The 13,600-nt window shown below is 70.1% G+C and carries 15 protein-coding genes; 4 read left to right on the top strand and 11 right to left on the bottom strand.

The window, feature by feature from the left end:
- Positions 1 to 151: 151 nt before the first annotated feature.
- Positions 152 to 439, top strand: a complete 288-nt coding sequence (locus tag ASF75_RS15755; protein ID WP_017887091.1) for a hypothetical protein — start codon at positions 152 to 154, stop codon at positions 437 to 439.
- 99 nt (positions 440 to 538) lie between these two features.
- On the top strand, positions 539 to 1,012 hold the full coding sequence (locus ASF75_RS15750) for a helix-turn-helix domain-containing protein (RefSeq protein ID WP_056072903.1): 474 nt from the start codon (positions 539 to 541) through the stop codon (positions 1,010 to 1,012).
- Here ASF75_RS15750 and ASF75_RS15745 read toward each other — a convergent pair.
- The 3 genes from ASF75_RS15745 to ASF75_RS15735 are packed head-to-tail and all read right to left on the bottom strand — an operon-like array spanning position 984 to position 3,070.
- Complete coding sequence (locus ASF75_RS15745; RefSeq protein ID WP_056072901.1) at positions 984 to 1,355, bottom strand: hypothetical protein; 372 nt, start codon at positions 1,353 to 1,355, stop codon at positions 984 to 986. The genes ASF75_RS15750 and ASF75_RS15745 overlap by 29 nt on opposite strands.
- A 12-nt stretch (positions 1,356 to 1,367) precedes the next feature.
- Entirely contained in the window at positions 1,368 to 2,441 is a 1,074-nt protein-coding gene (gene ychF, locus ASF75_RS15740) for a redox-regulated ATPase YchF (RefSeq protein WP_042539389.1), read from the bottom strand.
- A 59-nt stretch (positions 2,442 to 2,500) separates the two neighbouring features.
- Positions 2,501 to 3,070, bottom strand: coding sequence for a hypothetical protein (locus tag ASF75_RS15735; protein ID WP_056072897.1), 570 nt, complete (start codon positions 3,068 to 3,070; stop codon positions 2,501 to 2,503).
- Positions 3,071 to 3,114: 44 nt separating this feature from the next.
- On the opposite strand from ASF75_RS15735, the gene ASF75_RS15730 reads away from it, so the two are divergent.
- Both ASF75_RS15730 and ASF75_RS15725 read left to right on the top strand, forming a co-directional pair.
- Positions 3,115 to 3,780, top strand: a complete 666-nt coding sequence (locus ASF75_RS15730; protein WP_235517718.1) for an exonuclease domain-containing protein — start codon at positions 3,115 to 3,117, stop codon at positions 3,778 to 3,780.
- 122 nt (positions 3,781 to 3,902) lie between these two features.
- Positions 3,903 to 4,661 carry a GntR family transcriptional regulator gene (locus tag ASF75_RS15725; RefSeq protein ID WP_017887097.1) on the top strand — a complete coding sequence of 253 codons (759 nt, stop codon included), beginning with the start codon at positions 3,903 to 3,905 and terminating at the stop codon, positions 4,659 to 4,661.
- 154 nt (positions 4,662 to 4,815) lie between these two features.
- On the opposite strand, the gene ASF75_RS15720 is transcribed toward ASF75_RS15725, so the two are convergent.
- The 8 genes from ASF75_RS15720 to iolB form a co-directional block, all read right to left on the bottom strand.
- Positions 4,816 to 5,223, bottom strand: coding sequence for a tautomerase family protein (locus ASF75_RS15720; RefSeq protein WP_056072894.1), 408 nt, complete (start codon positions 5,221 to 5,223; stop codon positions 4,816 to 4,818).
- 61 nt (positions 5,224 to 5,284) lie between these two features.
- On the bottom strand, positions 5,285 to 6,478 hold the full coding sequence (locus ASF75_RS15715; protein ID WP_056072891.1) for a Gfo/Idh/MocA family protein: 1,194 nt from the start codon (positions 6,476 to 6,478) through the stop codon (positions 5,285 to 5,287).
- 207 nt (positions 6,479 to 6,685) lie between these two features.
- Positions 6,686 to 7,798 (bottom strand): transaldolase family protein, encoded by a 1,113-nt coding sequence (locus ASF75_RS15710; protein ID WP_056072889.1) that lies wholly within the window; start codon positions 7,796 to 7,798, stop codon positions 6,686 to 6,688.
- Complete coding sequence (locus ASF75_RS15705; RefSeq protein ID WP_056072885.1) at positions 7,795 to 8,664, bottom strand: sugar phosphate isomerase/epimerase family protein; 870 nt, start codon at positions 8,662 to 8,664, stop codon at positions 7,795 to 7,797. Before ASF75_RS15705 ends, ASF75_RS15710 begins: the two co-directional genes overlap by 4 nt.
- A 3-nt stretch (positions 8,665 to 8,667) precedes the next feature.
- Positions 8,668 to 9,738 (bottom strand): Gfo/Idh/MocA family protein, encoded by a 1,071-nt coding sequence (locus ASF75_RS15700; RefSeq protein WP_056072883.1) that lies wholly within the window; start codon positions 9,736 to 9,738, stop codon positions 8,668 to 8,670.
- Between the two features lie 44 nt (positions 9,739 to 9,782).
- Positions 9,783 to 10,736, bottom strand: coding sequence for a sugar phosphate isomerase/epimerase family protein (locus tag ASF75_RS15695; protein ID WP_017887103.1), 954 nt, complete (start codon positions 10,734 to 10,736; stop codon positions 9,783 to 9,785).
- A gap of 33 nt (positions 10,737 to 10,769) precedes the next feature.
- Complete coding sequence (iolD, locus tag ASF75_RS15690) at positions 10,770 to 12,659, bottom strand: 3D-(3,5/4)-trihydroxycyclohexane-1,2-dione acylhydrolase (decyclizing) (protein ID WP_042539436.1); 1,890 nt, start codon at positions 12,657 to 12,659, stop codon at positions 10,770 to 10,772.
- Between the two features lie 17 nt (positions 12,660 to 12,676).
- A complete protein-coding gene (gene iolB, locus ASF75_RS15685; RefSeq protein ID WP_056072880.1) occupies positions 12,677 to 13,600 on the bottom strand; it encodes a 5-deoxy-glucuronate isomerase in 924 nt (307 codons plus the stop codon).

Raw genomic sequence — 13,600 nt, 5'->3', positions numbered from 1 at the left:
CGCATTCCACTCGAGACACCGCTCGATCCGAACGGACGAGCTGCACGTTGAAACGCGACGTGCGCGCCCCGCACTCGATGCGTCGCGCTGGACTGAGACGTCCGCCGACACCGAGTCGCCCTGGCGCCGAATGACCAGGAAGTACAGCACCATGACCAGTAACGAACGAATCACCGTGTTCGGGACCGCACTCGCGGCCCCGACGATCACCCCCGACCGCATCGCCGAGTTCCCGGTGCGCGACGACCGCTCGCAGCGCGAGTACCTCGTCCGCATCGCGGCCGACGACCTGGGGACCTTCGTCACCCGGGGCACCCGGCTCGACGCCGTCGGCGAGGCCGGCTGGACCGTCCCCGGCCGCTCCTGGGCGGGCGAGGCCAGCCGCACCCTGCTGCAGGCACAGTCCGTGCAGGCGGGCGAGATGGCCCTCGCGGCCTAGGTCCCACCAGCACCACCACGAAGCGCCGCCGAGTCTGCTCGGCGGCGCTTCGTCGTTCCCGGTGCTCGTCTAGAGCCGAGAGCTGTAGGGGAGGTCGCCATGCGGATCGAACGGGCTGCGCAGTTGATCCGCGCTGCCCGCGAAGACCTCGGCCTCTCGCAGACCGGTCTCGCTGCCGCCGCCGGCATGCAGCAGCCCACCATCTCGGCGTACGAGAGCGGACGGAAGCGGCCGCGCGAGGAGTCGCTCCGGCGGATCCTCGAAGCGGCGCACACCCGCCCGAGCATCCCACTCGCCGTCTACGCCGACGCGATCCTCGACGAGGCGAAGCGTTTCCACCTCGAGGACGTCCGCGTCTTCGGCTCCGCGGTGCGCGGGCAGGACACCGAACACAGTGACATCGACCTGCTGGTCCACCTGACCCCCGCGGCATCGCTGTTCGATCTCGGTGGGTTCGCGCACGAGGTCGAGCGCATCACCGGTTTCGAGGTCGACGTCCTCACCGACGACCTACCCGGTCGGATGCCGACGCCGTCCGTCGGCTTCACTCGTACCCGTCGAAGCGGTAGCTGATCTGCGGGTCGTACAGCGGCAATCTCAGGTCGACCACCGCAGAGATGACGACGTTCCACTGCTCCGAGTCCATGCCGTAACAGGTCGTGGTCACCATCTGCGGGCTGTAGCTCACATCGATCGCACCGCGGTTCCCCGGCCCGGCGAGCATCGTCTGGTCGGCACCGTCCGCGCGGGTCTTCTCGACGGCCCAGTGCGGAAAGGCGGCGATGAGGGCGGCCTCGACAGCCTCGTGGTCGAGGGCCTCGAGTCCGGAGACGTGCTCACCGTCCACCAGGCGCTCGTACACCTGCGCGGAATCGAGTCGCTCGCTCGTGCGCCAGAAGGCGAACTGTTGGCTCATGTGCCCCTCGGTCTAGTTGTTGAAGCGGAACTCCACCACGTCGCCGTCCTGCATGACGTAGTCCTTGCCCTCGATGCGGGCTTTGCCGGCAGCGCGGGCCTCGGCGATCGAGCCGGTCGCGACCAGGTCGTCGAACGAGATGACCTCGGCCTTGATGAAGCCCTTCTCGAAGTCGGTGTGGATGACGCCGGCAGCCTGGGGAGCCTTCCACCCCTTGCCGATCGTCCACGCACGGGCTTCCTTCGGACCGGCCGTCAGGTAGGTCTGCAGCCCGAGGGTGTCGAACCCGATGCGGGCGAGCTGGTCGAGGCCCGACTCGGTCTGCCCGGTCGACTCGAGCAGTTCGGCGGCGTCGGCAGGGTCGAGGTCGATGAGCTCCGACTCGACCTGGGCGTCGAGGAAGACAGCCTGGGCGGGGGCGACCAGCGCGGCCAGTTCGGCCTTGCGGGACTCGTCGGTCAGGATCGCCTCGTCGACGTTGAAGACGAAGATGAACGGCTTGGCGCTGAGCAGCCCGAGCTCGGAGATCGGTGACAGGTCGATCTTCGTGGCGGACAGCAGCGTGCCCTGCTCGAGCGCGGCACGGGCCTCGCGAGCGGTCTCGAGCACGACCGGCTCGGCCTGCTTGAGCTTGAGCATCTTCTCGTAGCGCGGGAGCGCCTTGTCGATGGTCTCCATGTCGGCGAGGATCAGCTCGGTGTTGATGACCTCGAGGTCGTCCTTCGGGGAGACCTTGTTCGCGACGTGCACGACGTCGTCGTCGGTGAAGCCACGGACGACCTGCGCGATGGCGTCGGCCTCGCGGATGTTGGCGAGGAACTTGTTGCCCAGGCCTTCGCCCTCGCTCGCGCCCTTGACGATGCCCGCGATGTCGACGAACGACACCGGCGCCGGCACGGTCTTCTCCGAGTGGAAGAGCTCGGCGAGCTGGTCGAGCCGCGAGTCGGGCAGGTTCACCACCCCGACGTTCGGCTCGATCGTCGCGAACGGGTAGTTCGCGGCGAGGACCTGGTTCTTGGTCAGGGCGTTGAACAGGGTCGACTTGCCGACGTTCGGGAGACCGACGATTCCGATGGTGAGAGCCACGGAAGAAGAGCCTACCGGCGGCGGCCTGTCGGAGCCGACCCGGGCCTCCAGTCCGTTCGTCAGGCCAGCAGACGTGACCCAGCCATACGGGGCCGCAGGGCCGTGATGCGGCGCTCGACGACGTCGAAGACGTCGGCCTGCAGCCGCTGCGAGAGCCGCCAGTCGCCAGGCACCTGCAGCGAGTGGTCGGCACGGTCGACGGTCTGGAGGCGCGCAGCCGTCCCCGAGACACGGTCGGGCCGCCACATGGTGTCGGCTCCACCCCCGATCGCGTCGTGCGCGTCAGTCGCGGCGGCGAGCGCCGTGGCCACATCGTCGTGCGTGAGCACCGGGGTGAGCCAGACCCCGGGCACGTCGTTGCGGATCGCCCAGGGCAGGGCGAAGCAGCCGAACGACTTCGCGACGACGAGGTCGGGCAGCCGGTCCCCCCGCACCGCGGCGACAGCGGCCTCGACGAAGCCGACCGGATCGGCTCCGGCGGCGTCGTCGACCTGCCATCGCGGCGCGATGACCTCGCACCCCGCAGCGAGCGCGATCTCGCTCGTCCACCAGAGCAGCGGCGCCTGCTGCCCGTAGCCGGTCCCGGCGAGCACCAGGACGAGCGGACGTCGGTCGGCGTCGTTCCCCATGCGCTGAGAGTAGCCACACGCAACGCCGAGAGGAACGGACGGCGATGTCGGAACCCCGTGCGACGATCGGGACCGTGCCGTTGAACTTCACCGCGATCGACTTCGAGACCGCCAACAGCTCGCCCGCCAGCGCCTGCTCCGTCGGGCTGGTGAAGGTCCGCGCCGGCCGGGTCGTCGATCGGGCGTCGTGGTTCATCCGCCCGCCGTTCGGGCACGACGCGTTCCTGGAGTGGAACACCCGCATCCACGGCATCGTCGCCGAGGACGTCGCGCGCGCCAAGACGTGGGAGCAGCAGTACCCCGACCTGGTGGCCTTCGCCGAGGGCGACGTCCTGGTGGCGCACAACGCCCGCTTCGACATGGGCGTCATCGCCGGTGGGTGCTCCGCGACGGGGATCGACCTGGCCGAGCACCACTCGCTGTGCTCCCTGGCGGTCGCCCGCAAGACCTACACGCTCGACTCCTACCGCCTGCCGGTCGCCGCGATGGCCGCCGGGTTCGAGGGGTTCCAGCACCACGACGCCGCTGCCGACGCCGAGGCCTGCGCTGCGATCGTGGTGCACGCCGCCGGGCACCACCGGGTCGAGACGGTCGAGGCACTCGGCGCGGTCACCCGGGTGACGATCGCCCCGGTCCGTGCTCGTGCCGAGAAGCCGAAGGCCGCGAACCAGCCGCGGCTGTCGAACCGACCGATGGTCTTCGCCGACTGACGGGGTTCGCCGACTGGCGCAACGCCCGTTGCGCTCGGCCGGGGTGCCACATCCCCGGTGGTATTGTCACGACAATGCCGTCGGCACCGTCGCCGGCATCTCCGCACGTGTGAAGGACCGCGATGACCAACGAAGGCCAGCTGCCGTCCGACCTGTTCATGGACCTGGACCGGTCGGGTCCCATGCCCCTCTACTTCCAGGTCGCCTCGCGCATCGAGGAGTCGATCCGCTCCGGCGCGATGCCGCCAGGGGCCCGGCTCGAGAACGAGATCGCCCTCGGTGAGCGTCTGGGCCTGTCGCGGCCGACGATCCGTCGCGCGATCCAGGACCTCGTCGACAAGGGTCTGCTGGTGCGCCGCCGCGGCATCGGGACCCAGGTCGTGCACGGCCCCGTCACACGCAAGGTCGAGCTGACCAGCCTGTACGACGACCTGGCCCAGGGTGCGCAGGCTCCGGCGACGAAGCTGCTGCAGCGCGACGACGTCCCCGCTCCCGACGACGTGGCCGCAGCGCTGAGCGTCGAGCCGGGCACGATCGTCGCGCACATCCGACGGGTGCGGTTCGCCGAGGACGTCCCGATGGCGATCCTCGAGAACTACCTGCCGCCGGAGTTCCTCGACCTGACGGACGATGACCTGCAGGCGCACGGGCTGTACCAGCTTCTCCGCGGCCGGGGCGTCACGATGCGGGTGGCCAAGCAGCGGATCGGTGCCCGGGCGGTCACCGACGAAGAGGCCGGTCTGCTCGAGATCGAGGACGGCGACCCGGTGCTCACGATGAGCCGTACCGCGTACGACGCCTCGGGCCGGGCGGTCGAGTACGGCGTGCACTGCTACCGCCCCGACCGGTACTCGTTCGAGGTCACGCTCGTCGACAAGTAGGTCGCTCGTCGAGCGGTCGCGACTCGCCGTCGGCGGTGCGCCGAGTGGTCACGAACTGTCGCCCGGACGCCCGGCAACCGACACTTCTTGACCACTCGACGGAACTGAGCGGGGTGTGGTGACCGCGCCGCCCCCGCCCCGCCCCCGCACAGCCTCAACCGAGCGCGGGCACCCCGAGCTCGCCCGTCACGTACTGGGCCCGTCCGAAGCCGAACGACCAGTCCTGCGGCCCGTTCTCGACGTAGCCGATGAAGACGTCCTCGGACGCGACGCCGATCGCCGCGAGGGCGTCGTGGATCGCCCGGTACAGTGACGCCTTCGCCTCGTCGGTCCGTCCGTGCTGCGTGAACACCTGGATCATCACGACACCCTCGGTGCGCTCGAACCCCAGGCCGGCGTCCTCGGCGATGATCTGCTGGGCCGGGTGCTCGGTGATCACCTGGAACCGGTCTCGCACCGGGATCCCGTACACGTCGACGATGGCCTGATGGACGGCGTCGGCGATGCCACGGACGGCCTCGGGCGTGCGGCCGGTGGTGAGGTCGATTCGGACGAGCGGCATGGTGCCTCCTGGTTGTTCGGACTTTGTCCTTACATACTAACAAGGGAGCGGCACCGCGTGTCTAGATCCTGGGTGTCGGCGCCCCGTACGTCAGCGGCCCGTCGACCAGGGCGACATCGTGCCACGCACCGTCGACCAGCGAGGCCTCCGCCGCCTCGACGATCGACGCGGCAGCGAGCCCGTCCGCGACCGACGGCGCCAGCTGCTCCCCGCGCCGGACACTCGCGATGAACTGCGCCGCCTCGATCGCCTTCAGGTCGTCGTAGCCCATCGCGGTGCCGGCGCCGGGCTGGAAGCGACCGAATTCGCCGTCCCCGGGTGCGACGTAGTGGGTGGCGTACCCGTCGACCTCTTGTCCGTCGAGGTACACCTCGAGCTCGTTGAGGCGCTGGAAGTCCCACCGGACCGAACCGCGGGTGCCGTAGATCTCGAGCGTGTACTCGGCGTGCGGCCCGCGCATCACCCGACTCGAGTCCATCGTGCCGACCGCACCGTCCTCGAACCGGAACAGCAGCGCGGCGTAGTCCTCGTTCTCGACGGCGCCCAGTTCACCGGTCGCCGCCGCACTGCGGTCGACGATGCCGGCAGCAGGCCGGGGCCGCGACTCGATGAACGTCTCCGCGAGCGCACTGACCGAAGCGATCCGACCGACCACGTACTGCGCCAGGTCGAGCCCGTGCGACAGCAGGTCGCCGAGCACGCCCGATCCTGCGCGCTCACGCTCGAAGCGCCAGGTCAGCGGGGCCGCCGGGTCGGACGAGTAGCCGGCGAGCAACGATCCGCGCACGTTCGTGATCCGGCCGAGCCGCCCGCTGCGGACGAGTTCACGGGCACGCTCGATCGCCGGGGCGTGCCGGTAGTTGAACCCGACGCTCGTGATGACGCCCGCCTGTTGCACCGCCTGGTGGATGGCGCGGGAGTCGCTGGCGTACCGCCCCATCGGCTTCTCGATCCAGAACGGCTTGCCCGCCTCGGCCGCGGCGACGGCCATCTCGCGGTGCAAGAAGTTCGGCGAACAGATCGACACGACGTCGACGGCCGGGTCGGCGAGGACCTCCTGGTAGTCGGCGACGGCACGTTCGTACCCGAGCCGCGTCACCGCCTGGTCGCGCGCCGCCTCGACCGGGTCGGCCGCGACGACGAGCCGCGGCTGGACGCCGAGCTCCGGGAAATGGTCCGGCAACGCCCGGTAGGCGCGCGAGTGCAACCGCCCCATCCAGCCGACCGAGATCAGCCCGACGCCGATGCTGTCCATGGAGAACTCCTTCGTTCAGGTGACGCGCGTTGGAGCGCGACAATGACCCTAGCCGATGCTGCGGATTTTGTCAGCACATGCCGCAACCGCCTGGAGGCCCGGTGCCGGTCTCAGGGACCGGCACCGGGCCTCCAGGCTGGTGCGGCAGCGCCCGGGGCGCGACCCCGCGGTTCCGACCGGGGATCGCGCTGCGCAGCTGGTCACGTCTCAGTTCGTGGGGACGATGATGTCGCGGACCAGGGCATCGAGCTTCGCATCGGCGTCCAGGAACTGCCGGAGCGTCGTCACGGTCGCACCGAAGCGGTCGAACTCGTCGATGGCCATGCCGTCCACGTCGTAGCCGCGGGCGAACTCCGGCGTCGCGGCCCGGAGCGCCTCGATGACGTGCACGGGGACCTCGTCGTCGATGGCGTGCGGGCGGAACGGGAACGCGTTGTCGTTGATGTCCTTCGTCCACTGGAACGGCGGCGAGACGACGAGGTCACCGCCCTGGAACTCGGACCACTGCAGTGCGTTGCGGAACGCGGCGACCAGCACGCGCGAGCGGAACCCCCGCTCCTGGAAGACGCGGTAGGCGTTCTTCACCGCCGCGACACCGGCCCACTCGAGGATGCCCGGGTCCACCATCACGTGGTCACGCTTGACGACGGTCTTCAGCCAGTCGTCGAAGCGGCCGGCCATCAGGGTGACGACGTGGCCGAACTCCTGCTCCAGCTTGCCCTCGGCAGCACGACGGTCGAGGGCACGCTCGATGGCTTCGCCCACGGCGACGACCTGCGGCACGGTGAAGGACACCGTGGCGTTGATCGAGACCCCGCGGTAGGCGGCTTCCTCGATCGCGGCGATGCCGACCTTCGTGGCGGGGATCTTCACGATGATGTTCGGCGCGAGCTGCGAGAACCGCACGGCCTGCTCGACGAGCGCGTCCTGGTCGCGGTGGAACCGGGGATCGGTCTGCATCGACAGTCGACCGTTGCGGCCGCCGGACGCCTCGAACGCGGGCAGCAGCTGCGCCGCGGCGGCGATGGAGAGCTCCTCGACAGCCTTCCAGCCGATCCAGGACTCCCCCGCCGTCGGGTGCTCGGCAGCGATCGCACGGATGCGGGGGACCCAGGTCTCCGGGTCCTGCTGGATGCAGGTGTACGCGATCACCGGGTTGCAGGTCGCCCCGACGGCACCGTACTCGCGGATGGCGGTCGACAGCTCCCGCGGGTCGGCGGAGTCGTTCCACAGGGCGGTCGGGGTCTGTTCCGCGGCCTGCAGGGTGACGGGACGGGAGTCGGCGTCGGTGGACGCCTGCGTCTCGAGGGTGGTGGTCATCGGTGGAGTCCCTTCGTGATCGTGTCGAGCTGGAACCGCGACACCGCGTCGGCGTTCTCGTCCTCGGCGAAGACGCTCGAGACCGCGACGGTGTCCGCGCGCGCCGAGAAACCGACCCGGTCGAGTGCCGCCCAGAAAGCGTCGAAGTCGACGTCCGCCTGGCCGACCGGCAGGTGCTGGTGCACGCGGACCGGGTTGCCGGGCGGGTTCGTGATGTAGCGCAGGCCGTGCGAGCGACGGTGGTCGTACGCGTCGGCGACGTGGACCAGCTGCAGCGAGTCACCGGCGGCGTCGATGATCTCGTCCATGTTGCCGCCGTAGTGGAACGTGTGGCAGGCGACGTACACGAAGCCGACGTGCTTCGAGTTCAGGCCGCGGATCACCCGGAGCGCCTCGAGCCCGTCCTCGACGAAGTCGTCGGGGTGCGGGTCGATGAGCACCCGGATGCCGGCGTCCTCGATGATCGGCAGCAGTTCCTCCATCGACCGGTAGAACTGGTCCTCGGACTCCTCGGCGCGCTCGGGGCGGCCGGAGAACTCCGTGTTGATGGTGTCCACGCCGAGGCGCTTCGTGATCTCGATGACCCGCTTCCACTTCCGCACCGCAGCCTGTCGGGCGTCCTCGTCCGGACCCGACCAGCGCAGCACCGGCAGCACGCTCGCCACCTGGACCCCGGCGTCGCGGCAGGCCGAGGCGAACGCGTCGACCAGGTCGTCGTCGGCCTTGGGGTGCCGGTAGAAGGGGATGAAGTCCTTGTGCGGGGTGAGCTGCAGGTACTCGTACCCGAGCTCCGCGACCTTGCGCGGGAACTCGAGCAGCGACAGGTCGTGGTGGAACGGGGTGGGGTCGAGCGCGATCTTCGGCATCGATCAGGCCCCGGCGAGCGCGGCGGTGTCGCTCGTCGCGTCGCTGGTCTCGTCGTAGAACGCCGGCTTCGTGACCGCGTACTCCACCACTTCGTGCGCGCCGGACTGCTGGGCCCGGACCGCGACCTCGGCGACGACGGAGGCGGTGTAGCCGTCCCAGGCGCTCGGCCCGTCGATGCCGCCGGTCCGGGCCGCGTCGACCCAGCGCTGGACCTCTTCGTCGTAGGCGGCACCGAAGCGCTCCTTGAAGGACGGCGTGACGCCCTGCGAGGTCGCTCCGGCTGCGACGAGCGAGAGCGACGTGTCGCGGCCGATGTACGCGACACCGGACTCGAACACGGCGTCGGTGGTGACCTGGTAGCCGAACTGGGCGTTGACGTTGATCTCGACGATCGCCATCGTGCCGGACTCGGTGGTGAACAGGACGAACTGCGGCTCGGGCAGGTCGGCCGGCGCGAGGGAGTTCTTGCGCGGCTTCTTCACCTCGACGCTCGTGATGGCTTCGCCGGTCAGGAACGGGATGATGTCGATCTCGTGGATCACCGAGTCGTGGATGAGCATCGACTCGCTGAAGTTCGGCGGCGTCGTCGGGTTGCGGTGCGCGTGGTGCAGGGCGAGCAGGGCACCGTTCGCCCCCGACTCGCGCAGGGCCTTGAGCTCCTGGTACCCGGCGTCGAACCGGCGCATGAAGCCGACCTGGATGACGGGCCGGGCGGCGTGCTGCTGCTCGAGCTCGACGATGCGCAGCGAGTCCTCGGCGCTGGTCGTCAGCGGCTTCTCGCACAGGACGTTGAGGCCGCGCTCGAGCGCGGTCACCAGGATCGGCTCGTGCAGGAAACCCGGCGTCGCGATGATGACGGCGTCGATCTCGGTCTGCTCGAGCGCCTCGTCGAAGGACGCGGCGGTGATCGCACCGGGCGCCAGGGCGGCTGCCGCAGCGGCACGGGCCTGGTCGGGCTCGACGACGGCGACGACGTCGGCGTTCGAGATCTTGGCGGTGATGCGGCGGACGTGGTCGGCGCCCATCATGCCGGCGCCGACGACGGCGACGCGGAGGTTCTGCGTGGTGGTCATGGTGGTGTTCTCCTGGTGGTTGTTGACGCTGCGTGGACGGCGCGTCAGGAGGCGCGGGCGGCCGAGGTCGAGCCGAAGATGTGCTGGAAGGTGCGTTCGGCGATCGGGCCGGGGGCGTCGACGGAGCAGCCGTACATGTCCTGCTCGACGATGCCGAAGACGTCCGGGTTGATCGCGGCGACGGCCTCGATGATCGGGGCGAGCTCGGGGGTGCCGTGCGGCGGCTCGGTCATGATGCCCTGCGACACCGCGGTCGCGAACGGCACGTCGTTCTTGAGCACGTCGAACAGCAGGTCGGTGTCGACCTGCTTGAGGTGCAGGTAGCCGATGCGCTCCGGGTGGGCGGCGATGAGCTTGAGGTTGTCGCCGCCGTAGTAGGCGAAGTGGCCGGTGTCGAGGCAGAGGTTCGTGTACTCGGGGTTCGTGACCTCGAGGAACCGGACGGTCTCCTTGTAGGTGCCGACGTGGCTGTCCGCGTGGGTGTGGAACTGCTGGTGGACGCCGTACTCCTCGAGCAGCGCCTTGCCGAGCTGGTCGTGTCCCTTGCCGAGTCGTTCCCACTGCTCGTCGGTGAGCGTGCGCGCCTCGAGCACCTCTTCGGTGGCGTCCGAGCGCCACAGGTCGGGGATCGTCACCAGGTGCTCGGCACCGAGCTTCGCGGCCAGGCCGGCGACGGCGACGGCCTGGTCCCACGCCCGCTGGAACTGGTCCTCGCCCTTGTGGAACCCGGTGAAGACCGTGCCTGCCGACAGCTTGAGCCCGCGGGACTCGAGCTCGTCGGACAGCTGGGACGGGTCGGTCGGCAGGTACCCGTACGGACCGAGCTCGATCCACTCGTACCCGGCAGCAGAGGCCTCGTCGAGGAAGCGCTGCCACGGCACCTGCTTCGGGTCGTCCGGGAACCAGACGCCCCACGAGTCAGGTGCGGTGCCGATGCGGATCGAGGCGGGCGCCGCGTCGGTGGCGGGGCTGCCGATGGGGGTGGCGGTGTCGGTCATGACGTCGCTGTCGCTTTCTGTCTCGTGAACGGTTCAGCCGAGCAGCGGACGCTGCGTGGCGACCTGCTGCTCGTACTCGGCGCGGGCGGCCTGGGTGCTGGGGAGGGTGGAGGTCTGCGCGACCGGCACGTCCCACCAGCCGTCGCCCTCGGGGGCGTAGACCAGCGGGTCGGAGTTGATGTGCACCAGGGTGGTGTGGTCGTTCGCCTTCGCCTGACGCAGCGCGGCCTTCAGGTCCTCGATGCTGTCCGGACCGGGCTGCACCTCGATGACGTCGACGCCGTACGAGCGGGCGTTGGCGGCGAGGTCGACGGGCAGGGGCTCGCCGTTCTCGAACGACTCGGTCTCGTCGAGGTAGCGGTACTTCGTGCCGAAGCGCTCGGAGCCGACGGTCTCGGACAGGTGCCCGATCGACGCGTACCCGTGGTTCTGGATGAGCACGACGATGATCTTGATGCCCTCGGCCACGGCGGTGACGAGCTCGGTGTGCAGCATGAGGTAGCTGCCGTCGCCGACCATCACGATCGCATCGCGGTCCGGCGCCCCGCGCCGGACCCCGATGCCGCCGGCGATCTCGTAGCCCATGCACGAGAACGCGTACTCGACGTGGTACCCGAGTTCGTCGCGCACCCGCCAAAGCTTGTGCAGGTCGCCGGGCAGCGAGCCCGCGGCCTGGATCACGACGTCGCGCGGGTCGGAGACCGACTGCACGGCTCCGATGATCTCCGGCTGGCCGGGCAGGTCCGCGCCGGACGGCGCGAACGCGACGTCGACGGCGGCGTCCCACGCCGCCTTCAGCGAGGCGATCTCGGACGCGTAGCCGGGCTCGACGACGTACGCCGTGTCCGAGGTGAGCGACTCGGTCAGGGCGACCAGGGCCTCCCGGGCGTCCGCGATCAGCGGCAGCTGCGATCCGTGCTTGTAGGCGTCGAACGCGGCCACGTTGACGTTGACGAACGTGACGTCGGGGTTCTGGAACGCCGTGCGCGACGCCGTGGTGAAGTCGCTGTAGCGGGTGCCGATCCCGATGACGACGTCGGCCTGGGCGGCGATCGCGTTGGCGGCGGCGGTGCCGGTCGCGCCGATCCCGCCGAGGTACTGCGGGTGGTCCCAGACCAGGGATCCGCCGCCGGCCTGCGACGTGCCGACCGGGATCCCCGTGGCCTCGACGAAGGCACGGAGCTCGTCGGCGGCGTCGGAGTACAGGACCCCGCCGCCGGCCACGATGACCGGACGCCGGCCGGCACGGATCGCGGCCACAGCACGCTCGAGTGGGCCACGCTCGGGCAGCGGACGGCGGATGTGCCACTCGCGCGGCTGCAGGAACGCGACGGGCACGTCGAACTCCTCGGCCTGGACGTCCTCGGGCAGGGCGATCGTCACCGCACCGGTCTCGGCCGGGTCGGTCAGGACCCGCATCGCGGCGAGGGCGATCGAGAACAGCTGCTCCGGACGCTCCACGCGGTCGAAGTAGCGCGACAGCGGACGGAAGGCGTCGGTGACCTGCAACGACGTGTCGTGAGGCAGCTCGATCTGCTGGAGCACCGGGTCGGTGGTGCGCGTGGCGAAGGTGTCCGACGGCAGGAGCAGTGCCGGCAACCGGTTCGTCGTGGCGAGTGCTGCGGCGGTCAGCATGTTGGCGGCACCCGGACCGACCGACGCGGTCGACGCGAACGTCGCACGGCGGCGGTGCATGCGGGCGAAGCCGACGGCCTCGTGCACCATGGCCTGCTCGTTGCGGGCCTGGTGGTAGGGCAGCAGGCCGGGCTGCTCGACGTGGAGCTGCTTGATGGCCTGACCGACCCCGGCGACGTTGCCGTGCCCGAAGATGCCGAAGATCCCCGGGATGGTGCGTTCGCGGACGTCGCCGTCGACGGTCCACTGGTTGGCCAGGAACTCGACGAGTGCCTGGCCGACCGTCATCTTCCGCGTGGTGGTGGTCACGCCTGCTTCCTTTCGTAGGGCAGTCGTGGGTCGATCGATTCCGATGCCCACGCCCGGCGGACCCAGCCGTGGGCCGGGTCGTCGGTGATGTTCCAGACGCGCTCCGGGTCGGGCCCGGCCATCACGTTCAGGTAGTACATGTCGTAGCCGGGAGCGGCGACAGCGGGACCGTGCCAGCCGTACGGCACCAGGGCGACGTCACCGGTGCGGACCTGCCGGAACTCGTCGATGGCGCGGTCGTCCGAGGCGTAGGTGCGGTGCAGGGCGAACGGGTCGGCGGCCTCGGGCGCGATCGACTCGAGCCCACGGGACACCGCTGCCTCGTAGTAGTAGATCTCTTCCAGGTTGGACTCCGACCCGGGCACGTTCGTGTCGTGCTTGTGCGGCGGGTACGACGACCAGTTGCCGGCCGGCGTGATCACTTCACAGACGATGAACTTGACGGCGTCGAGCGCGGCCGGGGTGCCGAAGTTGTGCACCTGGCGGCTCGACTGCCCGGCGCCGCGGAGCTCCACCGGCACGTCCGGCCGGGCCACGTACGTGGTCGGCTTGACGATGTCGGTGGCGGCTTCCGCGACGGCGAACCGACCGTCGCCGGTGATGGTGGCCGCGGAACCGGAGCCCAGGTACAGGACGTCGGTGGGACCGTCGAAGACGCTCCCCCGCCCCTGCAGGTCCTGCTCGCCGTCACCGGCGGCGCCCGAGTGGGTCACGTGGAACGACCCGGCGAGCGGCACGATGATGCGCTCCACGGCGTCGGCCGGGAGGCGCAGCTCGCCCCCGTCGGCCACCGCGCCGGTCCGGAGCCCGGTGTGCGCCCACCCCTCGATGCGTCCGTCGACGACGTCGGTCCAGCCCGCTTCGGGCCGGGAGCCCGCCGGGATGAACCACTGGTCGTGCTGGTGCTGTTCGTTCGCCAT

The sequence above is a fragment of the Curtobacterium sp. Leaf154 genome, from assembly GCF_001424595.1.
In the GTDB taxonomy this organism is placed as follows: domain Bacteria; phylum Actinomycetota; class Actinomycetes; order Actinomycetales; family Microbacteriaceae; genus Curtobacterium; species Curtobacterium poinsettiae.
This window is presented reverse-complemented; position numbering and strand designations above follow the sequence as displayed.